The organism is Acinetobacter sp. AOR12_HL, assembly GCF_027855275.1.
Classification (GTDB): Bacteria; Pseudomonadota; Gammaproteobacteria; order Pseudomonadales; family Moraxellaceae; genus Acinetobacter; species Acinetobacter baumannii.
Genome location: NZ_JAKTIJ010000042.1, coordinates 1 through 23,761 on the forward strand (window position 1 = coordinate 1; position 23,761 = coordinate 23,761).

Sequence of the window (23,761 nt, forward strand, 5' to 3'; positions counted from 1 at the left end):
ACAATTTCAACTGACATGTACCCGTACCGTGACCTCACATGCGATTACTTTAGAATTTGTAATGCCAAATGAAATGCTGGAGCGTTAAGAATGTCGATAACAGTCAATGATCAAGAAATAGATTGGAAAAGATGGCAAGAATTGGAAATACAGGATACACATTTATATCGAGATACTTTGTTGCCTGAAGATATATATCATGAAAGGTTTGACATATTTCTTAATGGATTGTATTCGGTTACAGATGGTTTCTGTAATTATAAAAACGAAATGAAGTTTGGTGGATATATTGCCGCAGGTCATCAGCGTTTAAAAGATGCACTAAATTTAATATCTTTGCAGTATTCTGCTGGTGGGGAGATTAGCTTTATTAAAGAGCTTTATCCTTACTTACTGCACTGGACTGAAGAATATGCTGAAACCAGTCATTTATATAATTTAAGCCCTGATGCTGATGGGCGTTATGTTTGGCATATCAGTTTAGGTACAGAGGACTACTGGTATATTGCTTTACGTTTGATCTGTTTTGGTTTGTTAACGGGCTATGCAGACCAAATGTACCGGATTATGCCGATTATTGACTATGTTGAAGCTACACCAGAAGGGCAAGAGAAAGATGGGTTAATTGAACGTTTGGTTGCTCCGTTTGTAGCAGACCGCGGAACTCCACCAGATGAAGCCAGAAGACATTTACCTTATCGAAAGTTGATTAAGGTATTTAATGCTGCACCTGAGCAACGCCCAGCTTTAATGTTGCAATATTTAGAAAGTTGGTATGAGGCAAGTCGTCGAGAGCCTTATCATGATCAACATCCTCAAACAGACTTAAATGATGGTTTCACGTATTACGGCTACTGGTCATGGGAAGCGGCAGCGGTGACATGGCTGTTAGATATAGATGATGCTTTATACCGTGATCATGAGTTTTACCCAAAAGACTTAGTTGATTTTGCGCGTACACAATCAAATGTGGTTCCAAATGAGGAACAGCCTGAACGTATAAAAGTAAAAGGTGGCGAAGCTTGTATTAAAACAGGTCATTGGATTACTCCAGCTAAACCTGATACACGACTGTATTTTACGCAAGGTACGACATTGCCGATCCTTTCAGAAACAGACTGGGGTGAAGTGTATTGGTATTGGGATGGTGAGAATTAATAGAATGCCCGAAAGGGCATTTTTGTTGCTGTTCGTGTCTATAAATATAAGTACAGCTAAAGCCAAAGGCATGGGAAAAGATGCGATGGATGTTGAATTAAAGCGTTGTAAGTAATAGAGGGTAGTAAGATGAACCAAGATGATATTGATTACTTTTATGAGAAATATGGTCAGCCAATTGATAAAGTTGAAGTGACAGAGGACATCATAAAAAAATATCGGGGTAAACTGCCTGAAAGTATTTTAGAACAATGGCGTTTATTTGGTTTTGCTGGTTATTTGAATGGTTTGTACTGGATTACGAACCCAGACGATTACGCTGAAGTAATTTATGACTGGTTAGAAGATACCTCATTGCCTGATGATGATGTCTACTATGTGTTGGCACGCTCTGCATTTGGTAAGTTGTTGATTTGGGGTGAAAAAAACTATAAACGCTATTATGTTTTAACTTTGGAAGGGATTTTGCATGATAAAGGTGAAAAGAACGAAGGTGCAGAGTTTTATGGCGAAGACTTCTTTTTTGCGCCTGATAACAATTCATTAGATCATATTGATAAAAATGGGAAGAAGCTATTTGATCGAGCTGTAAAAAAATTAGGGGTTCTTAAGGCAGATGAAATGTATGCATTTGAACCTGCTTTGGCATTGGGTGGGGTAGAGTCCTTAACATATCTGGCAAAAGTAAATCTTCCAGTTCACATGAAGTTCTTAAAACAGGTGACTCCATTAAGACTGAGAACTTTCGAGGACCTTTCGGCTGCTCTATATGGTACATCGTATAGTGTGGACGATTTAACAAGTGGACAAGATGCTGAGTCACAATATCAAGAATCTGTTCAAGCAGGAGAAGTTTGTCCTAGAACAGGTTACTGGACAACGCCTGCACAACCCAATACACGCCATTATTGTAAGAAAGGTGAAGTTCTTCCTGAAATTAAGGAACAAGACTGGGGTGAAGTGTATTGGTATTGGGATGGTGAGAACTGATTAGATGCCCGTAAGGGCATTTTTGTTTTTGCCTTTGTTTATACAATTGGGTAAAGCAAAAGTTCTGTAAGAGCGCATGAAAGATGTGATGGATGTTGAGTTCGAACATTGCCCTACATAGGATTAAAAATGATCGATGCAGATTTTGAATATTTTTTGGAAAAGTTTGGGCAACCGCAGCAAGCAGTTAGAGTCACAGACAATATTCTTAATAAATATAAAGGAAAACTCCCTGATCAATTATTGGAATACTGGAAAGAGGTAGGTTTTTGTACTTTTAAAGAAGGATTGTTTTGGATTACCAATCCTGATGATTATGCTGAAGATATTTATCACTGGTTAGAAAATACTGATATTCTAGATGAGGATGTTTGGCATGTTATTGCTAGATCAGCATTCGGAGAACTTTACTTATGGGGTGAAAAAAATTGGCAAAAAAATGATTTAAATATTATAAATGGTGAAGTATTTCAGAATAGTGTAGGTTTTAACGATGAAAAGCATAAAAACGATGAAATTATTAGAAACTTCTTTGCTTTCTCTGATTTAGATGAATTTGATAGAAAAGATGAAAATCTTAAACCCTTATTTGACCGTGCTGTAAAAAAGTATGGTCCACTCTCAAGCAATGAAGTATTTGGTTTTGAACCTGCTTTGGCACTCGGTGGGAAGTCCGTTCTACAGAACCTGAAAAAACTGAATATTCATGTTCATATGGCAATACTCAAAGAGTTTACTAATGTTTATAAGACTGATCTGGAGGGGTTAGGGAAAATATTATATGGCGAGAATGCTTCTTTTAGTAAAGCTATTGAGCAGGTCAGTCAGACAGAAAAAACTCATTCTCAAGTTATTAGTATTCAAAGTGGTCAACCATGTACTAAGTCTGGCTATTGGTTTACTCCAGCCAAAGAGAATTCACGTCAGTATTTTAAAGAATGTGAAATATTTCCTAATTTTGTTACAGATTGGGGAGAGGTTTACTGGCAGTTCGATGGTGATGAATAAAAGAATGCCCGAAAGGGCATTTTTATTTCTACTCGGATTTATAAATATAAGTACAGCTAAAGCGAATGGGATGGGTAAAGATGCGATGGATGTTGAATTAAAACGTTGTAAATAAGAGGATTCTAAATATGTTACATCCAGATTATGCAAAAGATTTTAAAGAATTGTTTGGTGAGCCAATTGATAAAGTTGAAGTCACAGAGGACTTCATAAAAAAATATCGGGGTAAACTGCCTGAAAGTATTTTAGAACAGTGGCGAATTATTGGTTTTGCAGGTTATTTGAATGGTTTGTACTGGATTACAAACCCAGATGATTATGCTGAAGTGATTTATGACTGGTTGGAAGAGACGCCATTACCAGATGATGATGTCTACCATGTGTTAGCACGTTCTGCATTTGGTGAACTGTTAATTTGGGGCGAAAAGAATTTTTATAGATACTATCTTAAGCCAATGGAAGGGATTTTACACGATAGCGGTGAAAAGGATGAGGATGCTGAGTTCTATGGTGATTTATTCTTTTTCTATTCAAATAAAGATTCATTAGACCATATTGATAAAAATGGGAAGAAGCTATTTGATCGAGCTGTAAAAAATTAGGGGTGTTAAAGGCAGATGAAATGTATGCATTTGAACCTGCTTTGGCATTGGGTGGGGAAGAGTCCTTAACATATCTGGCAAAAGTAAATCTTCCAGTTCACATGAAGTTCTTAAAACAGGTGACTCCATTAAGACTGAGAACTTTTGAGGACCTTACGGCTGCTCTATATGGGACACCATATAGTGTGGACGATTTAACAAGTGGACAAAATGCTGAATCACAATATCAAGAATCTGTTCAAGCTGGAGAAGTTTGTCCTAAAACGGGTTATTGGACAACGCCTGCGCAGCCCAATACACGCCATTATTGTAAGAAAGGTGAAGTTCTTCCTGAAATTAAGGAACAAGACTGGGGTGAAGTGTATTGGTATTGGGATGGTGAGAACTGATTAAATGCCCATAAGGGCATTTCTATTTAGATATTTACAATTTCAACTGACATGTACCCGTACCGTGACCTCACATGCGATTACTTTAGAATTTGTAATGCCAAATGAAATGCTGGAGCGTTAAGAATGTCAATAACAGTCAATGATCAGGAAATAGATTGGCAAAAATGGCTAGACTTGGAAATTACTGATGAGAATGAATTTAGAGATCATCATTTATTAAAACAGGATTATCATGAAAACTTTGATGAGCTTGTAAATGGATTGTATTCGGTTACTGATGGCTTTAGTAATTATAAGAATGAAAAGAAGTTTGGTGGATACATTGCTGCGGGTCATCAGCGTTTAAGAGATACTTTAGATTTGATGTCTTTGCAATATTCAGCGGGTGGAGATATTGGCTTTATTAAAGAGCTTTATCCTTACTTACTGCATTGGACTGAAGAATATGCAGAAACCAGTCATTTATATAATTTAAGCCCTGATGCTGGCGGGCGTTATGTCTGGCATATTAGTTTAGGTACAGAGGACTACTGGTATATTGCTTTACGTTTGATCTGTTTCGGTTTACTGACAGGCTATGCTGACCAAATGTACCGGATTATGCCGATTATTGACTATGTTGAAGCTACACCTGAAGGGCAAGAAAAAGATGGGTTAGTTGAGCGTCTGGTTGCTCCGTTTGTAACAGACCGAGGCACACCACCAGATGAAGCCAGAAGACATTTACCTTATCGAAAGTTAATCAAGGTGTTTAATGCTGCACCTGAGCAACGCCCAGCGTTAATGCTGCAATATTTAGAAAGCTGGTATGAAGCAAGCCGTCGAGAGCCTTATCATGATCAACATCCACAAACTGATCTTAGATCGGGCGTTAGCTATTATGGTTATTGGTCATGGGAGGCAGCAGCAGTAACGTGGCTATTAGAAATAGATGATACTTTATATCGTGATCATGAGTTCTACCCAAAAGATTTGGTGGATTTTGCGCGGTCACAATCAAATATGGTTTCAGATGAGGAACAGTCCGAGCATATAAAAGTAAAAGGTGGTGAAGTTTGTATTAAAACAGGTTATTGGATTACTCCTGCTAGACCTGATACACGACTTTATTTTACGCAAGGTACGACATTGCCAATACTTTCAGAAACAGACTGGGGGGAAGTATATTGGTATTGGGATGGTGAGAATTAATAGATGCCAGAAAGGGCATTTAGTGCTCAGTTTTTGAAATATATGGACAAGTCTGGAGTTGTCCACAAAGTCGATAAAAACAATTTATAAATCTGCTACAATTACGCCAATTTTTATTTTGATCGACTTTAGATCTTTGGCACTGCAATCTCCGCAGTAGGTGTATTTCATGAGTTTTAAAGATGAGTTAGCGGCACAGGTCGCTCAACGACGCACATTTGCTATTATTTCCCACCCCGATGCCGGTAAAACCACCATGACAGAAAAACTGTTGTTATGGGGTAAAGCGATTCAGGTTGCAGGGATGGTAAAAAGCCGTAAATCTGATCGTGCAGCTACATCTGACTGGATGGAAATGGAAAAAGAACGTGGTATTTCGATCACCACGTCTGTTATGCAGTTCCCATATAAAGGTCACACGATTAACTTACTCGATACACCGGGGCACGAAGACTTCTCGGAAGATACTTATCGTACCCTTACTGCTGTTGACTCTGCACTGATGGTGATTGACGGTGCAAAAGGTGTCGAAGAACGTACCATCAAATTGATGGAAGTGTGTCGTATGCGTGACACACCAATTATTTCATTCGTCAACAAAATGGACCGCGAAATTCGTGAGCCACTTGAGTTGTTAGATGAAATTGAAAATGTCTTGAATATTCGCTGTGTACCAATTACATGGCCACTTGGTATGGGTCGTGACTTTGCTGGTGTATACAATATTCTTGAAGATAAATTGTATGTCTACAAAGCAGGTTTTGGTTCAACCATTACCGATATTGAAGTACGTGATGGCTATGATCACGCTGATATTCGTGAAAAAGTTGGTGAGTTAGCTTGGGCTTCTTTTGAAGAGTCACTTGAGCTTGTACAAATGGCAAATGAGCCATTAGACCGCGAGCTTTTCTTACAAGGTAAACAAACGCCTGTTCTATTTGGTACGGCATTAGGTAACTTTGGTGTTGACCACGTTCTAGATGCATTTATGAACTGGGCACCTGAACCTAAAGCTCACCCAACGCAAGAACGTGTGGTTGAAGCAAAAGAAGAAGGTTTCTCTGGTTTTGTATTTAAAATTCAAGCCAACATGGACCCTAAACACCGTGACCGTATTGCCTTCATGCGTATTTGTTCAGGTAAATACGAGAAAGGCCTGAAAATGAATCACGTACGTATTGGTAAAGAAGTTCGTATTAGTGATGCGTTGACTTTCCTTGCAGGCGAGCGTGAGCACTTAGAAGAAGCATGGCCGGGCGATATTATTGGTTTACACAACCACGGTACAATCCAGATTGGTGATACTTTCACTAGCGGTGAAAACTTGCACTTCACAGGTATTCCTCACTTCGCGCCGGAAATGTTCCGCCGTGTACGTTTGAAAGACCCATTAAAGTCAAAACAGTTGCAAAAAGGTTTGAAAGAGTTGTCTGAAGAAGGTGCAACTCAGGTATTTATGCCACAAATTAGCAATGATTTGATCGTGGGAGCTGTGGGTGTACTTCAGTTTGACGTTGTTGCTTACCGCTTGAAAGAAGAATATAAAGTTGACTGTGTTTATGAGCCAGTAAGTGTAAATACGGTACGCTGGATTCATTGTGATGATGAAAAGATTCTTAATGAGTTTAAGAAAAAGGCACATGACCAACTTTCTATTGATGGTGGCGGACACTTAACGTATCTTGCGCCAAGCCGAGTGAATTTGCAGATTATGCAAGAGCGTTGGCCTGATATTGAGTTCCGTAGCACACGTGAACACTAATCATGTAAATGTGACAAACAGCTTCGAATAGAAGCTGTTTTGTTTTGAAAAATAAGAAAGGATGATGAAATGAACTTGAGTAAAAAGACAATTATTGCGCTTGTGGTTGCAGCCATAGCTCTAATTTTGGCTATTTGTGTATTTGTCTGGAAAAAGCCTCAGTCTTCATCATCTTCTCAAGAAAATTCAGCTTCTACTCAAGACCATCCGGTTGAGAAAGCAGAGGTTTTACCTTATTTAAATTTGACCGAAACCAAAGCAAGTTATGCAGTGCCGTTTTGTGAAAAGAAAAATTGTATTGATGTCGATATTCAAACCATAAAAACCCAAGATGCGTGGTTAAATAGCTGGATTGAAAAAAATCAGGCGAAAGTTATTCAGGCTCAAATTAATTTGAAAAAAGATTTAAGCCTTCAACAAGCGATTAATGCTTACGTGAAAAAGTCGGATGAATGGCAAGATAAGTATTCTAAAAATCGTGCTTATGAGTTACACATTCGTACACGCATTGCCTCGCAGCGTAACCAGTATGTGTTATTGCAACTGGCTTTAGACAGTAAACAAGAAGAAATCACCATAAAAGACCGTTATTATTTTTTCGTGGCTGATCGTAAACTTCATAAAAACTTAACGTTGCTTGATGTGCTTAAAAAAGACCAGCAACCGACAGTACATCAAATTGTTCAAACCGCGTATCAGGACTGGTTGAAAAAGCAAACTGCCGATGTCAAAAAACAGGCCCCAAAAACTTTATATTGGGGACAAGCTGACTGGTTCTTTGATGGTGAAGGGGTAGGTTTGCACTATCAGGCAAATCAGATTACGAAAGATGCGCCTCAACTTGATATTTATTTAACAACAGAACAAACGAAAAAAATATTGCAACCTCAGGTTTATGAACAAATGTTTTAAGTTGGTAGCAGAATTTGCAACCTACTTGTAGATGCGCTAACTTCATATGAGTTATGCATAATCTTCTCAGAATAAAGGCAAAATATGATGTTAACTTCTAAGGCTTCGCTACGTTTAACGCTACTTGCTTCTGCGATATTTTTGGTGGCATGTCAGCCTAAAAGTGATCCTAAAGAGTCGGAAGATCAGCAAAAACCGGCTGTGGTTGAACAAAAGCCTGTAGAACTGACTTTGAAAGGGGAAACAGTTCCAAGTAAAGTGACTTTACCGGATTGTGATGGTAAAACTTGCCCTGAATTTACGGTAGAACGCCTACAAAGTAATTTCCCTTTTATTGATAAGATTATTGATCAACAAGTTTTAAAAGCACTCGGTCAGATTCTTGAAATTGCAGAACCTGATGCAAAAGCAGCACAAGCTGATAAGAAGACAGAAGCTTCAGCAGCTGCCGCTACAGAGCAACAAGATAGTTTCGATGCTCAGGTTCAGCGCTATGCAAATTCATTTATTGATTTGGACAATGAGTTAAAGGCTCTAAGTAGTAATCACCAAATTAATCTGTTGGTGAAACCTAAAATCATACAGTCTCAAGGTAAAGTCGTAACTGTTGTTGTAAATAGTAGTAGCTATTTAGGCGGGGCACATGGCTCGGCAGCGCAGCAATATTATAATTTTGACTTAAAGAAAGAAAAGCAGGTCAAGCTTGAAGACTTGTTACGTCCAGAGAAAAAAGCGGCTTTAGAAAAATTAGCACATGAAGCGTTTAAAGCTTGGGTGACAGACTCAAAACTTGCAAATAGTGTGAGTGAATATGAGCAAGCTTGGCCGTTTAAACTCACAGAAAATTTCCTGTTAGGTGATCAAGGCTTGATTCTTCAATATGGCGAATATGAAATTGGACCTTATGTGGTCGGGCTACCTCGTTTAGTCATTCCATATGACCAATTACAAGATGTATTGAAAGAAGAATATTTGCCGCAGCCTAAAGCTAAACCAGCTTCGACACCTGCCGTAAAAAGTGCCAGCTAATGCATCTGTTTGATACTCATACCCATTTTGATGTTGCCGATTTTGATGAAGATCGGCATCAGTTAGCACTTGAAGCTAAAAAAGTGGGTGTGGATGCTCTGGTGTTAATAGGCTTTTTACAATCACGTTTTGATGAGTTGGTACAAACCCATCATCAGCTCAAGCAGTGGGAGAATGTACCTACTTCTTATTTAGCACCGGGGTTGCATCCGTTTTATATTGAGCAGCACAGACCAGAGCATCTTTCTCATCTTGAACAGATTTTGCAGCAAGAAGACTGCATCGCAGTAGGAGAAATTGGCTTAGATACCTTCTTAAAGGAACACAAGCAGCCCGATATATATACCAAGCAAAAACAGTATTTTGCTGATCAGTTAGATTTGGCAACTCAATACCAAAAACCGGTGTTGCTTCATATACGAAAAGCACATGGTGATGTGCTCGCACTATTAAAAGCGCATAAGTTTAAACTCGGTGGCATTGCTCATGCCTTTAGTGGCGGAGTAGAGGAGGCAAAAGGTCTGATTAAGCTTGGTTTTAAAATTGGTGTGACGGGACAAATCACGAACCCCAATGCGAAAAAGCTTCATACAGTTGTGCAGGCTATAGGTGCTGAGCATTTAGTGATTGAAACAGACTGTCCTGATATGACGCCACTTTGCTGTCAAACTTCAACTGAGCAGCGTACTCGAAATACGCCTGTGAATTTACCTTATGTACTAAAAAGTTTGGCTGAAAATTTAAATATGGCAGAGTCAGAATTAGCAGATTTGCTGTGGAAAAACTCTTTATCTGCTTTGAAATTATCGTAATAAAAATCAAAGATTAGAAATAGTAACTAAAACAAAACACAGCGATTAAAAAAGAAGCTTAAAGTAAGAAAACAACATGTAAAAACGTGAAAAATAACATTGCCAGACATGGGAGGATAACCCAATGGCTAAGTATAGCAATATCAATAGTTTTAATGCTTTACAGACGCTAACAGTAGGTTCCAGCAATTATCAGATTTTTAGCTTAACCCAAGCCGAGAAAAAGCTAGGTGACATTGCCAAACTGCCGAAATCATTAAAAGTACTGTTGGAAAACTTATTACGGTTTGAAGATCAGCACAGTGTTAAAACAGAACACATTTATGCTTTAGCTGAGTGGCTAAAAACCCGTACCTCAGATCAAGAAATTCAATATCGACCTGCACGGGTTTTAATGCAAGATTTTACCGGCGTTCCGGCAGTCGTTGACTTAGCCGCAATGCGTGCTGCAATGGCTGAAGCGGGGGGTGACCCTGAAAAAATTAATCCGTTATCACCTGTAGATCTGGTTATTGACCACTCTGTGATGGTAGACCATTTTGCCGATGATCAGGCTTTTGAAGAAAACGTTCAAATTGAAATGCAGCGAAATGGCGAGCGATATCAATTTTTGCGTTGGGGACAATCTGCATTTAATAACTTTAGTGTCGTGCCACCGGGTACCGGTATTTGCCATCAGGTCAATTTAGAGTATTTGGCTCAAGCAGTGTGGTTAGGTGAAGACAACGGACAAACCTTTGCTTTCCCTGACACCTTAGTGGGTACAGACTCACATACCACCATGATTAATGGTCTAGGGGTATTAGGTTGGGGTGTTGGGGGTATTGAAGCAGAGGCTGCCATGTTAGGCCAACCTATCTCTATGCTTATTCCTGAAGTGATCGGTTTTAAACTGACTGGAAAATTACAAGAAGGGATTACGGCAACTGACTTGGTGCTCACCATTACTCAAATGCTTCGCCAAAAAGGTGTGGTAGGTAAATTTGTAGAATTCTATGGAGATGGCTTAGCCGACTTACCACTTGCTGACCGTGCAACTATTGCCAATATGGCACCTGAATATGGTGCAACTTGTGGTTTCTTCCCAATTGATGAAGTGACTTTGGGCTATTTGAAATTAACAGGTCGTCAAAGTGACCGTATCGCATTGGTGGAAGCATATAGCAAGGCGCAAGGCTTATGGCGTAATCCGGGTGATGAACCTGTGTTTACAGATACGTTAAGTTTAGATATGAGTACGGTTCAGGCAAGTTTGGCAGGTCCAAAACGCCCTCAAGACCGTGTGCTTTTATCGGAAGTACCTAAAACGTTTAATGCGCTCATGGAATTAACCCTTAAGCCAGCCAAAGAAGCGAAAGAACGTTTAGAAAATGAAGGCGGTGGCGGTACGGCTGTAGAAGCAACCAAAGCCAATATTCAGCATGAAAGCCCATCTTGTGTGATTGAAGGACAAGAATATCCGTTAAATCATGGTGATGTTGTTATTTCGGCAATTACCTCATGTACTAATACTTCTAACCCAAGTGTAATGTTGGCAGCCGGTTTACTTGCTAAAAAAGCAATTGAAAAGGGTTTGCAGCGTAAACCGTGGGTAAAAAGTTCACTTGCGCCTGGTTCTAAAGTCGTGACTGACTATTTATTGGCGGCTGGGCTTACGCCGTATTTAGATGAGTTGGGCTATAACTTGGTCGGATATGGTTGTACAACGTGTATTGGTAACTCAGGTCCTTTACCTGAACCAATTGAAGATGCGATTCAGTGTCATGATCTAAACGTGGCATCTGTACTTTCGGGTAACCGTAACTTTGAAGGGCGTGTGCATCCATTAGTTAAAACCAACTGGCTTGCATCACCACCACTTGTGGTTGCTTATGGTTTAGTTGGGAATATTCGTACCGACTTAACGACTCAACCAATCGGGCAAGGTAAAGACGGGCAACCTGTTTACTTAAAAGATATCTGGCCAAGTCAGGCAGAAATTGATGCTGTCTTACAAAAAGTAAATACCGACATGTTCCACAAAGAATATGCTGCGGTGTTTGATGGTGATGAAAGCTGGCAAGCGATTCAGATTCCAAAAAGTAAAACTTACGAATGGGCTGATGACTCGACCTATATTCGTCATCCGCCGTTCTTTGAAGGTATTGGTGAGCCACCAAAACCAATCAAGAATATTGAACAGGCACGTATTTTGGCAGTGCTTGGTGACTCGGTAACAACCGACCATATTTCACCAGCGGGTAATATCAAAAAAGACAGTCCAGCTGGCCGCTATTTACAAGAGCAAGGTGTTGAGCCAAAAGACTTCAACTCTTATGGTTCACGACGTGGTAACCATGAAGTCATGATGCGAGGCACCTTTGCTAACATTCGTATTAAGAACGAAATGCTCGGCGGCGAAGAAGGCGGTAATACCATATATGTGCCAAGTGGTGAGAAGCTTGCTATTTATGATGCGGCAATGCGTTACCAACAAGAACATACACCGCTTGTGATTATTGCTGGTAAAGAATACGGAACAGGTTCTTCACGTGACTGGGCTGCCAAAGGAACGAACTTGTTAGGTGTAAAAGCTGTCATTGCTGAAAGTTTTGAACGTATTCACCGTTCAAACTTGGTGGGTATGGGCGTGTTGCCATTACAGTTTGTTGATGGCCAAACCAGACAGTCCCTCAACTTAACGGGTCATGAAGTCATTTCGATTCGTGGTTTATCGGATGGTATTCAGCCTCATGAAATTCTTGAGGTTGATGTGAAAGGGCCAAATGGAGTAGCTAGTCATTTTAATGTGTTATGTCGAATTGATACGTTAAATGAGGTTGAGTACTTTAAGGCAGGGGGTATTTTGCATTATGTACTTCGGAATTTGATTGCTTCATAAATGTCTATTTTTCAAAAGCTATATAAAAAAGCCTTATATTCATGAGGCTTTTTTATTGTCTTTATTTAATGGATAAGCTAAATATAAATAAAATAATTTTTGTTATAAGAAGAAGCAATTATGGGTAGAGATACAGTATTTTTAAAAGTTGAATCTCGATTGGGATATGATTTTTCAGGGGATATAAAAATAGGAGGTAAATATACCTCATTAATTGAACACGCTGGACTTGTATTTATTAGTGGTCAAATTCCAAGAGTGGGAGATACGGTACAGATTTGTGGAAAAGTTGGATTAGATGTTGATTTATCAGATGCACAGCTTGCTGCAAGTATTAGCACCATGAGAGCTTTAGCAATTTTAAAACAGCACTATGGGACTTTAGATGTTATTGGAAAAGTTTTACAAATGAATGTATTTGTTCATTCAACGTCATCTTTTATACAGCAAAGCGAAGTTGCTGATGGAGCATCTGAAATACTTTATGAAATTTTGGGTTTAGCTACGGGACGGCATACACGTACATCGGTCAGCGTGTACCAACTTCCAAAAAATGCATCTGTTGAAATCAACTTCATTTTTGCTTTGAAATAAAAGTAAGTTGGTGGAATTCAATTATTGCAATTTTACTGGGTATTTTTATTTGTAAGAGCGGCAAGACGCTCTACGTAAAAAACAGTAAAATATATGGTTTGATTTTTTAGAGAAAGCCATTTCCATGTCCAATTTACCACAAAATGATGAATATGACCGCCGTTTTGCAGGTGTAGCCAAAATTTATGGTGATTCATCGTTCCAGCACTATGAACAAAGTCATGTGATGGTGATTGGTATTGGTGGGGTCGGTAGTTGGGCAGTAGAAGCTTTAGCGCGTACAGGTATTGGTGAGATCACATTAGTCGATATGGATGTGGTTGCGGCATCAAATGTAAACCGTCAGCTACCTGCAATGACCTCAACTCTGGGCTGTGAAAAAGTTGAAATTATGGCGGAGCGTTGTCGCCAAATTAACCCACGCATTAAAGTCAATATTATTGATGACTTCTTAACACCTGAAAATGTTGCAGAGCTTTTAAACCCTGTACCGGACATTGTTTTGGACTGCATCGATGACGTTAAAGCAAAACTGGCTTTAATGCTCCATTGTCGTTTTAATAAAATTCCTTTAATTGTGTCGGGTGGAGCTGGTGGTAAGCTCGATCCACTTAAAATTCGCGTGGCCGATCTATCAAAAACAGAACAAGACCCAATGTTAGCAAAGCTACGTAGTCAGCTTCGCGCTCGTGGCATCTGTAAAAAGCCAAAAGAGAAATTTGGCATTACCTGTATTTACTCAATCGACAATCCATTTTTAAGCGCAGATGTCTGCCCATCGGCGGGGTTGCGCTGTGGTGGCTATGGTTCAGCGGTGGTGGTGACTTCAAGCTTTGCCATGATTGCTGTGGCTGAAGTTTTGAAAAAGCTCGATTTAAAGAAAGCCTAATTTAAATATGGAAAAGGCATGCGCTTAGGTGGGGGTATGCTTTTTTTTGGGGAAAACTATTTAATCATATAGCTCTATATTGTCTTGTTTGGGCTGTGTGGATAATTGCTGATCATAAAATTTAAAACACCATAAAATTAAAATAACGATGGTGCATATTGCGAAACCTTTTAAATACTTCATGAAGAATTCAATCAAGTGAATGGTCTTGATTAAAATTCTAGCGAAGGAAATCTATCTAATCTAATATAGAAAATAGACCAAATGATCTAATTTTGAGATGATAATGCTCACATTAAAACAATTCCAATATTTCATAAAAATTGTTGAAGAGGGGAGCTTTACCGCTGCTTCCGAAAAGCTATTTATTGCCCAGTCTGCTTTAAGTCGACAAATGAAACTATTAGAAGAAGAAATTGATTTTCAGTTGTTTGATCGTACGGACAAAAGAGTAAAACTTACGGCAGCAGGAGAGGTCTTCTATAAGAAAATAAAAGATAACTTGCTTTATTTAAATGAAATTATTGATTTATCTAAAAGTGTGTCGGAAGGGAAAAATCGACAGATTAAACTTGCTCATTCCAGCAGTATTGTCGTGGATAATACAAAGGTGCAGATATTAAAAGAAGTTAGCTTAACGCAGCAGTTGAGCTTTGAGATTAATACCTTATCATCCGAACAGCAAATCTTAGCGTTATTAAATGGTGAAATTGATATCGGTTTGATCCGCCCACCAGTTCGGCATACTTTAGATGGTATAAATACTTTTAAGTTATATGAAGAGCCTTTAATGGTGGCTGTGCATATTGATCATGCCAAGTTTGCTAAATCAGAAAAGGTTTATTTAAAAGACTTAAAAGATGAGTGTTTTGTATCAACGCCTCATGCTGAAAGAGGAGGCTTAAGTTATTTGGTCGCAAATCTGTGTTTAGCCGCAGGATTTACCCCACAAAAAGCCTCCATTCAGTCGCGTAAGATTTCACAGTTACAGCTCGTGGCGGCAAATTTAGGGGTAGGTATTGTTCCTGCGGAGTTTCAACAAATCTTACCTGCCAATGTAAAACTAATACCTTTGGAAGATTCCCTATCTCTTTCGGAAGTTTTACTGGTCTATAGAAAAGGCCATGATGAAATCATTCAGCACTGCGCCGAGCAAATTCATCAAATGTTTCTATCTTAGAAGTGAATTAGCCTAATCTATAGTAAGTATAGGTGACGTTATCATCTTTATAGACGTCATAACTACTTTGTTTAAAGTCCGACACCCATTCGCTTCCTGTGTAACCAGCGATATGACCGTAAATATGGTTGCGGGTTCTGTGAATGATATAAATGTCGCCTTCTTGTGGCTCATCAAAGGCTGGATTTATTTCTTTATAGCCAATTTTCTTGAGGGTATCGCCCCAATCAGATGCTGCAATCGGATGATTTTCAACATCGGCACCAGCAGACTCAAGCGCAATACGGATGCTACGTGCACAACGCGCTTTACTGCGTCTAGAGGTAATACTTTCTAATTTAGCTACGAATTTTTCTACATCAATGGCTGGAGGAGTGTTGGTTTCAGTGGAGTGATTATTGGGTTTCATGGTGAATGGATAAGGGAGGCTTGGTGTGCTGTGGGATACAACAATGGCTGCCTGATTTGAATCCTGATACATATAGTTATCAGCTACTTGTCCGTCATAAATAATCATCGTGAAATCTCTACCCGTACTACCTATATCCGTATTTAGAAAATCACCACCTACCTGTGGCGTTCAGAGATACTAATGGCCCAAACTTAAAAGTTTTGTTTATGTTATGTAATAACGTATCTTTTTGCCAGTTTTTATTTCTGGCTATGGAAAAAAGGGCTAATTAAAAGAGCTTTTGAAATTATACAAATTAAGTTTTTGATATTATTGAATATAAATAATTAATCAGAGCTTAATTTTGAATATTTCGAGCCAACATTTGCGAATATACTCAAAATCTAAGTCTCTGATTTAAAATGCCACATTTTCTTACAATTTTAGAAACATGGGCTGGCTTAAAATTGGTGTTCCTTTAAATACTCTTCAGTACGGATAATAGCAGCTTGCATATTATGAATTGCATTCTCGACGTCAGTTAAAGTTTTTGCATTTCCACCACTTAGAGCTTGTCGCCATTTGCGAGCGCCCGGTAAATTTTGGAATAGACCTAAAATATGACGTGTAATGATAGAGAGGGGTGCACCTTCAGCTAGACGTTGTTCAATATACGGTAGCATTTGTTCCATAATATCGAAACGATCTGGTGCTTCTAGGTTCCAAAGTTGGCCGAGCTCAGCAAGTAAGTAAGGGTTGTGATAGGCTTCACGGCCAATCATGACGCCGTCAACGTGCTGTAAATGAGCTTGAGTTTCGGCAAAAGTTTTAATACCACCATTAATTTCAATAGTCAGATGCGGGCGTTCTTGCTTTAAACGGTAAACATCTTCATAGCGTAGCGGTGGTACTTCTCGGTTTTCTTTTGGAGACAAACCTTTCAATATCGCAATACGGGCATGTACAACAAAGTGAGTACAACCTGTTGCTGCTACAGTATCTACAAAGTGCAGCATTTCTTCGTAAGACTGCATGTCATCAATACCGATACGGTGCTTAACCGTTACCGGAATATTCACCGCTTTTTGCATGCTGTGAATACATTCAGCGACCAAGTCTGGCTCTGCCATTAAACATGCACCGATTTTATTGTTCTGTACACGGTCACTTGGGCAGCCTACATTCAAGTTGACTTCGTCATAACCCCAGTCTTCAGCCATTTTTGTGCAAGTGGCAAGTTCTTGTGGGTTTGAGCCGCCAAGCTGCAATACGATTGGGTGTTCTTGAGCGTTATAGCCCAAATGGCGTTTCGCATCGCCAAATAGAATCGCGCCCGTAGTCACCATTTCTGTATAAAGCACAACGTTTGGGTTAAACAACCGTGCAAAGAATCGGTAGTCCTTTGTAGTCCAGTCCATCATTGGGGCTACACTGATTCTTGGAGATTTAATAGTTTCAATGGTTTTGTTAATAGTCATTAAAAATCATACCTTTAATCAGTGTTTTGCAACCTGTTTGAATCTGTGGGAACTCATGTTTAGCTGCGTTAATCGGTTTGCATTTACACCAGAATTTACACCATAATGAAAAAAATGGTTCATGGTGTAAAATTATGGGGTCAATTACTGCCAGAAAAAGTGCAGATGGAAGTGTTAGTTACCGAGCTGCTATCCGGATCAACAAAAAAGGTTATCCTGCTTATTCTGAAAGCAAAACATTTTATTCAAAAAAAGTGGCAGAAAACTGGCTTAAAAAAAGAGAAGTTGAGATTCAAGAAAATCCAGACATTTTACTTGGCAAAGAACAACTGATTGATCTAACTTTGTCAGATGCCATAGATAAATATTTGGATGAAGTTGGGAGCGAGTACGGCAGGACGAAACGCTATTCTCTACTCTTAATTAAGAAGTTGCCAATTGCGCGCAATATTATCACAAAAATACATTCGATACATTTGGCTGAGCATGTGGCTCTAAGACGAAGAGGCGTGCCTAATCTTGGTTTAGAACCTATTGCAACAAGTACACAGCAGCATGAGCTTTTACATATTAGAGGTGTTCTATCTCATGCATCTGTTATGTGGGGTATGGAAGTTGATTTAAGTAACTTCGATAAAGCTACAGCACAGCTTAGAAAAACTCGTCAAATCTCGTCTAGTAAAGTGAGAGATAGGCTTCCTACAAAGGAAGAGTTAATTGCTTTAACAAAACTTTTTGCTGAGCGTTGGAAGTTAAATAAATACGGTACTAAGTATCCAATGCATTTAATTATTTGGTTCGCAATTTTTTCATGTAGACGTGAAGCAGAGTTAACACGCTTATGGCTGCAAGATTATGATTCTTACAACTCTTCATGGAAAGTTCATGATTTGAAAAATCCGAACGGTTCTAAAGGTAATCACAAGTCTTTTGATGTGTTGGAACCTTGTAAAACAATAATTGAACTTTTATTAGATAATGAAGTGCGGAGTCGTATGCTTCGATTAGGATATGATGAACAACTCTTATTACCTTTGAATCCCAAAAGCATAGGAAAAGAGTTTCGCGAAGCATGTAAAATATTGGGAATAGAGGATTTACATTTTCATGATTTGAGACATGAAGGTTGTACGAGACTTGCAGAACAAAGTTTTACTATTCCTGAAATTCAGAAAGTAAGTTTGCATGATTCTTGGGGGAGCTTACAGCGGTATGTTTCTGTGAAGTCAAGGCGAAATGTAATTCAATTGGAAGAGGTGCTACGCCTCATTGATGAAACGTAGCAAAGTCTTTAGCAGCTTCAGAATACTTCTTATCTAAGATATCAGCCAAGTCTTTAACGTGCACCAGAAATGGTGCGCGTTTGCTTGAATCTATTTTAAAGACAGAGAAAGGAAACTCTTGATTATTTGCCTTTCTCAGCGCCTCTGCCTTGCTTAAGTGAGGATAGTAGTCTTGTACTATGCTCATTAATTCGACAGTCATAGAGCGATATTTCATAAATAGGTAATCAGCGGTGTTTAACTGGAATGCACCCATTGTGAAATAGCCTCTTAACTAGTTAGTTTTAAACTTTGAATACAACACATCAAAATTGGACTGTGTATCCCAAATTCGAAGGACTGCATCACTGCCTATCAGGTACGTTTTGAGCAGCTTAATAAGATCTTTGCACCTTGGATCACTTTTAAAAAAATGATTAGTTTGCATAAACCCGTTTAATGGCATAGATACAGGATATGCTTTGCAATTAAATAGGCCTTCCAGATTACCTCGTAAGGCAATGAAAGCATTTTCATCAGAAGAACCAACAGGATCATCTATGAACTGGCGTTCCAGTAAAAACACCAGCCTAAGTGCTAATTGTCCTTGGGGTGTAAGTTCCCATTTCGAAAATACGGCAATAATTTCATTATTTCCACCTTCATTAAGGAAAATGGCGATCATCTCTTTTTTCTGCTGATCTAAATATTGTTGTTTCGAATACATTGGAGTATTCGCTGAAAGCGTAAATAGCATTGGCAAATATAGCTCATGTGTTTCGAAGCCTGCGTAGTCTCTGAATAGAACCTTCATTGTCGAATCAAATAACTCTTCAGCACGACTTTGTTCTGTATTCCAAGCTGTTAAATCCTCACTAAACTGCCTAGTGTTGAGCATATATTGGTAGCCCGTAATTTGATTAGAAAAATACTGATCGTGGCAGTAAATCCCCCCATTAAGCATAGGCCCCATATGTTTAATAAACTGAATAAACAATTCGTTCTCTGGCTTTAGTCGAACAGATAACATCCCATTAGTGACAGGGGAGCCTGTCACTAATGGATATGCTGATCTAATCAACTCAACAGGTTTACTGAGAGATAATGCCTGATTACTATTTTGAGAATTTTGTTTTGCAAACATGCTTGTAGTTTTTGATCTCCCAAGAGCTTTTGCTGACTTCTCAGAACCAATCAGATCGTAAGCCCAAATAGGTTGAATGCTGCATGACGAATGTGTAGCTGCAAGTAAAGCATCTGATGCGTACTTAGTCATGTTACTGTCCTCCTACTTGAGCATCATCTGACTGATCAGAGTCTAGTAGGTTAAGTTGCTCGAACTTGCGTGGACGGCCAAGTTTGGTAGCAGGAACTTTTGGTATTTGGCTTGTTCGGAAGCTCCGAATTTGTTCTCCATTAGTAAAGGCGAAGTACTGATCATTTTTGCATATGTAGTCAAACGTAGCCTTGAGATTCTTAAGCATTTCATGGTCGGTATACTCCAAAATGCCTAAGGCACGATAGCGGTACTCATCTTTCTTCATATTGCAGATAAAAGCAGTCCCAAGATTGTTTGTAGCAACCCTCCATTTCTCAGCAATATATTGCCCCCACGTGATGTCCTCACGATGGTCATTGGCATTGAAGAAGTAATAAAGATGTCCATGGAATCCCTTGGTTGGGGTGTGTTCAATACGCAGGATATACCCGAGCGCTTGCTTAAGCTGATTATGCTTAGATGCATCATAGAACCGAATAAAAGACTCTTGCATAAACTCACTATCATGTTCAGCCTGAGCAAAATCAGTTGAGATAGCAAGCTGTTGAAGCTTAGCTGGATCGCGTATTAATCCTAGGTCTACTCGAACAACAAGGATTCGAGAATGGATCTTGAGTAGAGTCTCTACAAGCTCAACACAACGCTCTTTAGAACGGCGTCGATTACTAGCACGATTCGAAAGTTGTTTACGAATTGAGGCACTGCTCATTCTTATTGCAAACAACTTCTGAAATTTAATTAAAGCTGCAACATAAGCCTGAGCCTGTTCAGATGTGTAACACTGATTGATCAGAGAAAATTCATAAAGGGTATATTGTTCTTCCTTTGAAAGTTCTAAGAATGAATCCTTAAAGGCCTGTAACTCTATGCCCATCTTGTAATTGCCAGAGTGAGCAGACACAAAGATTGTTGTAAGCTGGCACTTAAGCAAAAGTGGAATATCCTTCGCATATTCAACACGTAGTTGCTCTTTGCCCTTAAAACTTTGAACAGATTTAAGAGTAGCGATTGGGCGCTCTTTCTCAAAATACTTGATGAACTCAACACGACTGAGCATTTTTTCAACTTCAGGGTTTATACTCGTTTTGAATACTTTAATCTTACCGTTTTCTGTCATGTACTCATGAGTTGAAAAATCTTCCTTGAGCTGTTCTAGGAATGCATCTCTATCTGCAACTGAGAACTGTGCGATAGGTGGAAGAATTGGTTTAGCTGTGTTGTTCAGAGATTTCATAGTATACCTACATACAAATAATTAATTACGTATCAGGCGTCATGAGGTAAATGCTCTCCCTATGGACATCGTTTAGAAATGTCCATTAGGGTAGGCGTAGAGTGGATATTGGCTAATCTATCTGGAGTGTATTCATCTCAAATGGATACACAATTAAATCAATCTAATCTATAAGCAGTATTTGCTAAGGCACACTGCTTATGACAATAAGTATCTAGTAGATTAATTACATATATCTAATATTACTTATTACAATTGTATTTAAACCGAAAAGCCGATTGCACTTTACTTCGAGAATGCTCTACCAAAAAATGACGGTAATACGAGGACTTTTTAAAAGTTGTGATGTCCTGCGTTATGCAGCATTTAAATGGCTTCGTTGAGCTATTCTTCGGGTGACCCACACCCGTAAATTGCTAAGCTTCCAATTGAATGTACTTATTAATTTGATGTGTTGCTGGCTTAGGTTTGAGTTGGTCATATTGGTTCCTTATGTAGCAAGTTTTGTATGCTTGATTGCATAAGGGAAATTCTAGAAAAAAATTAAGCACCCTCTAAAAATCTGCGAAGAATTTATTTAAGCTACTGATATATATGTATTTAAAATCTTTAAAATATAGAAATTTCATTGTAATTATTACTCTTTTAAAAATTTATTAATTTTTTTTAAGAGCATGTCAGTGTAGAACTAACAGGCTCTAAATAAATTATGTGAGTGATCGGATTTTTATTGGGGTGGGAGGGGAATTCTAAAGTTTTCTACCTTTCTTTTCTATAAAAATGTTCAGCGCATCATATAGGCTTGGCTCGCTTTCCTTTAACCAAGATTTAGCGCTATTCAGTAACTTCATTCTCTGATCGTCGGTTCTAATTTTACTTTTTTGAGTTTCTAAGGCAGAAATCTTTTTCTGATAAAATACTCTTATTTCCTTATAACGTTCGATAGGGCGACCTGCAAAAGAAGTTAGGGGTTGATCACGGTTCTGAGCTTGTATGATTACAGTTTTTTTACCATATTCTTCAATTTCTTTGACTTCAGCTGTAGATAGATCATTTCGAGCTGCAAAAAGAAAATATTCAGCTTCTTCTTTTTTTCGTAAACAATGTTCTATTTCAGCATTGTATTCTTGAGTGAGGTATTCTGGAATTTTTGAGATAGCTTGCTGCTCAATGGCTCCTAGAACCGTATCCATACTTGAGTAAGTTTTTTGATTACTGGTAATAAAACGTTGAACAAGTGAGAGGTAAGTTTTTTTTACCCTCTGGGATTTTTTATGGCTGTTTCGGGCTAATTGAGATTGCCTAATCTGTTTATAGATATCTTCTGGTAGCGTGTAGATATAGAAAGAACAATCATAATGTTTGGAGTAGAGACGAAATGCTTCTTCAAAATGTTTCTCAGCTTGTTGTGCTGTTTTTTTGAATATTCTGGTTTTAGTTGATACCAAGTTTTTGAATTTACGAATTTCAGTCGCGATTTCGCCATAGTGTCGGGCAAGTCGGTCCTCTTCGGGAATGTAGATGTAAATTTCCGATTTACCTCGAAGTAATGGTGGGGGTAATCTCCATGCCTGTTGACGGAGAGCCTTTTGTTCTGGCGATTCTTTTAATAAGCCTTGATCAAGCTGTTCATAAAACCACTTTCGGTCATTATCCGTCATTTCTTCACTGATAGGTTCCATTTGTTCGGGTAAATAAGCTTTGTAGTGTTCGGCATAGGCTGATGGCAAACCATAGGGAAATTTATGTCTTTTAATAATATGTTCTTCAAGTTGGTCAATTAAGCCAATAAGTTTTTTGATGTTACTCGTAGATGTGGTTTCTTGTTTAGCCTTAGCATTTTTTTTAGCTGAAGTTGCCATGTAATCAAGTTCACTTATTCATTTTAAAAGAAGTGCATATATTATAAGTCGTAACTACTTATAATTTAAAAATGATTTAGCTTAACTTGAGAGTGAATTATGAGCATTTGTAGAGGGGTGTTAGGTGTTAAACTGCACTCCATTTATGTACCGACTTATGATGATTCTGTACCGACTTGCGATGTTTTGGGTGAAAAGTAGTCAAAATCAAAATGTAGCTTAGAGTTATAATTGTTGGACTAAACTTGTAGTACTGTGAAGCATTCTACTGGATTATAAATTTATTATGGACTGAATCAAGTGCTAGAAAATCACTCATTATTGGTTAGTTAATAGTATGTCTTTGTATTACTAAAAGGTCTCAATAGCGTTTCATTAATTGCAATGCAAGATTGTAGGCTACGGTTGTAGAAATTGACTCTGCTATAAAGAACTCTTGGGGTGGGGTGAAGTTTAAAGCCTGCTTTCGATAACGCGTCTGCTTTCCTGTCTGTTTGTCTTTAAAAATAAACTCATCCTGAGCATGAGAATATTCTTGTCCATACAGTGGACCACCAAGACACTTTAACCGAAACACTGAATCATCCTTAAATTTACCTAATGGTTAGTTTAAAGAATTAATCTAATGAAAAACAATAACAATCACTTTACGACTTAGTCGATAGATCATTGACACCTTAAATATTGCACATTATCCTTTGCTTGCTGGCCACATTGCCAGTCGGTTTTGACAGACCGTTTTATTGGGTTGCATCAGAGTTATTCCTTCTGAGGAATAATTTTGAGGGTACATCTCGTCTCCTCCCGTTGCGGTAGGACGGGAGAGGGACACTTTCGAGTGTGCTGGTGTCAATC

At 38.6% G+C, this 23,761-nt stretch carries 22 protein-coding genes and 2 pseudogenes; 16 read left to right on the plus strand and 8 right to left on the minus strand.

Annotated features, from left to right (window positions below; all coding sequences use genetic code 11):
* The 14 genes and pseudogenes from MKL36_RS19120 to MKL36_RS18940 form a co-directional block, all read left to right on the plus strand.
* Window positions 1-88: hypothetical protein (locus tag MKL36_RS19120; RefSeq protein WP_442866690.1), on the plus strand; the 88-nt coding region annotated here is incomplete at its 5' end.
* A 2-nt stretch (window positions 89-90) separates the two neighbouring features.
* Complete coding sequence (locus MKL36_RS18880) at window positions 91-1,158, plus strand: PoNe immunity protein domain-containing protein (protein ID WP_021510547.1); 1,068 nt, start codon at window positions 91-93, stop codon at window positions 1,156-1,158.
* 129 nt (window positions 1,159-1,287) lie between these two features.
* Window positions 1,288-2,148, plus strand: a complete 861-nt coding sequence (locus MKL36_RS18885) for a type VI secretion system immunity protein, TaeI family (protein ID WP_021510549.1) — start codon at window positions 1,288-1,290, stop codon at window positions 2,146-2,148.
* A 129-nt stretch (window positions 2,149-2,277) separates the two neighbouring features.
* Window positions 2,278-3,156, plus strand: a complete 879-nt coding sequence (locus MKL36_RS18890; protein WP_086374136.1) for a type VI secretion system immunity protein, TaeI family — start codon at window positions 2,278-2,280, stop codon at window positions 3,154-3,156.
* A 128-nt stretch (window positions 3,157-3,284) separates the two neighbouring features.
* A pseudogene (locus MKL36_RS19070) lies at window positions 3,285-4,147 on the plus strand (type VI secretion system immunity protein, TaeI family).
* Window positions 4,148-4,199: 52 nt separating this feature from the next.
* A pseudogene (locus MKL36_RS19125) lies at window positions 4,200-4,271 on the plus strand (hypothetical protein); the annotation flags it as partial.
* Between the two features lie 2 nt (window positions 4,272-4,273).
* Window positions 4,274-5,341, plus strand: coding sequence for a PoNe immunity protein domain-containing protein (locus MKL36_RS18905; RefSeq protein WP_021510553.1), 1,068 nt, complete (start codon window positions 4,274-4,276; stop codon window positions 5,339-5,341).
* Window positions 5,342-5,510: 169 nt separating this feature from the next.
* Complete coding sequence (locus MKL36_RS18910; RefSeq protein WP_000008536.1) at window positions 5,511-7,103, plus strand: peptide chain release factor 3; 1,593 nt, start codon at window positions 5,511-5,513, stop codon at window positions 7,101-7,103.
* A gap of 69 nt (window positions 7,104-7,172) precedes the next feature.
* The gene (locus MKL36_RS18915; protein WP_001054080.1) at window positions 7,173-8,015 is read left to right on the plus strand and encodes a hypothetical protein; all 843 of its coding nucleotides are present in this window, start codon (window positions 7,173-7,175) and stop codon (window positions 8,013-8,015) included.
* An 87-nt stretch (window positions 8,016-8,102) separates the two neighbouring features.
* A complete protein-coding gene (locus MKL36_RS18920; RefSeq protein WP_031222551.1) occupies window positions 8,103-9,044 on the plus strand; it encodes an RsiV family protein in 942 nt (313 codons plus the stop codon).
* The gene (locus tag MKL36_RS18925) at window positions 9,044-9,856 is read left to right on the plus strand and encodes a TatD family hydrolase (RefSeq protein ID WP_021510555.1); all 813 of its coding nucleotides are present in this window, start codon (window positions 9,044-9,046) and stop codon (window positions 9,854-9,856) included. Before MKL36_RS18920 ends, MKL36_RS18925 begins: the two co-directional genes overlap by 1 nt.
* Window positions 9,857-9,980: 124 nt before the next feature.
* Window positions 9,981-12,737, plus strand: coding sequence for an aconitate hydratase AcnA (gene acnA, locus MKL36_RS18930; RefSeq protein WP_001151970.1), 2,757 nt, complete (start codon window positions 9,981-9,983; stop codon window positions 12,735-12,737).
* A 120-nt stretch (window positions 12,738-12,857) separates the two neighbouring features.
* Window positions 12,858-13,331, plus strand: a complete 474-nt coding sequence (locus tag MKL36_RS18935) for a RidA family protein (RefSeq protein WP_021510556.1) — start codon at window positions 12,858-12,860, stop codon at window positions 13,329-13,331.
* 124 nt (window positions 13,332-13,455) lie between these two features.
* Entirely contained in the window at window positions 13,456-14,220 is a 765-nt protein-coding gene (locus MKL36_RS18940; RefSeq protein WP_021510557.1) for a tRNA threonylcarbamoyladenosine dehydratase, read from the plus strand.
* 60 nt (window positions 14,221-14,280) lie between these two features.
* On the opposite strand, the gene MKL36_RS18945 is transcribed toward MKL36_RS18940, so the two are convergent.
* Window positions 14,281-14,403 carry a hypothetical protein gene (locus tag MKL36_RS18945; RefSeq protein ID WP_002045413.1) on the minus strand — a complete coding sequence of 41 codons (123 nt, stop codon included), beginning with the start codon at window positions 14,401-14,403 and terminating at the stop codon, window positions 14,281-14,283.
* A gap of 97 nt (window positions 14,404-14,500) precedes the next feature.
* Here MKL36_RS18945 and MKL36_RS18950 point away from each other — a divergent pair, with 97 nt between their 5' ends.
* On the plus strand, window positions 14,501-15,400 hold the full coding sequence (locus tag MKL36_RS18950) for a LysR family transcriptional regulator (protein ID WP_171251827.1): 900 nt from the start codon (window positions 14,501-14,503) through the stop codon (window positions 15,398-15,400).
* A 7-nt stretch (window positions 15,401-15,407) separates the two neighbouring features.
* On the opposite strand, the gene MKL36_RS18955 is transcribed toward MKL36_RS18950, so the two are convergent.
* Window positions 15,408-15,917 carry a hypothetical protein gene (locus MKL36_RS18955; protein WP_000587862.1) on the minus strand — a complete coding sequence of 170 codons (510 nt, stop codon included), beginning with the start codon at window positions 15,915-15,917 and terminating at the stop codon, window positions 15,408-15,410.
* Window positions 15,918-16,252: 335 nt separating this feature from the next.
* Entirely contained in the window at window positions 16,253-17,269 is a 1,017-nt protein-coding gene (gene dusA, locus MKL36_RS18960; protein WP_021510559.1) for a tRNA dihydrouridine(20/20a) synthase DusA, read from the minus strand.
* A 134-nt stretch (window positions 17,270-17,403) separates the two neighbouring features.
* Here dusA and MKL36_RS18965 point away from each other — a divergent pair, with 134 nt between their 5' ends.
* Complete coding sequence (locus MKL36_RS18965) at window positions 17,404-18,552, plus strand: tyrosine-type recombinase/integrase (RefSeq protein ID WP_000534873.1); 1,149 nt, start codon at window positions 17,404-17,406, stop codon at window positions 18,550-18,552.
* On the opposite strand, the gene MKL36_RS18970 is transcribed toward MKL36_RS18965, so the two are convergent.
* From MKL36_RS18970 to MKL36_RS18990, 5 genes are all read right to left on the minus strand, one after another.
* The gene (locus MKL36_RS18970; RefSeq protein WP_000500676.1) at window positions 18,536-18,808 is read right to left on the minus strand and encodes a pyocin activator PrtN family protein; all 273 of its coding nucleotides are present in this window, start codon (window positions 18,806-18,808) and stop codon (window positions 18,536-18,538) included. The genes MKL36_RS18965 and MKL36_RS18970 overlap by 17 nt on opposite strands.
* Window positions 18,809-18,826: 18 nt before the next feature.
* Window positions 18,827-19,807: a hypothetical protein gene (locus MKL36_RS18975; RefSeq protein ID WP_000170392.1), complete on the minus strand. Its 981-nt coding sequence runs from the start codon at window positions 19,805-19,807 to the stop codon at window positions 18,827-18,829.
* 1 nt (window position 19,808) lies between these two features.
* Window positions 19,809-21,044, minus strand: a complete 1,236-nt coding sequence (locus MKL36_RS18980) for a YagK/YfjJ domain-containing protein (RefSeq protein ID WP_000838817.1) — start codon at window positions 21,042-21,044, stop codon at window positions 19,809-19,811.
* A gap of 749 nt (window positions 21,045-21,793) precedes the next feature.
* A complete protein-coding gene (locus MKL36_RS18985) occupies window positions 21,794-22,906 on the minus strand; it encodes a hypothetical protein (protein WP_000235770.1) in 1,113 nt (370 codons plus the stop codon).
* Window positions 22,907-23,267: 361 nt separating this feature from the next.
* Complete coding sequence (locus MKL36_RS18990) at window positions 23,268-23,483, minus strand: hypothetical protein (protein ID WP_000489165.1); 216 nt, start codon at window positions 23,481-23,483, stop codon at window positions 23,268-23,270.
* Window positions 23,484-23,761: the final 278 nt, after the last annotated feature.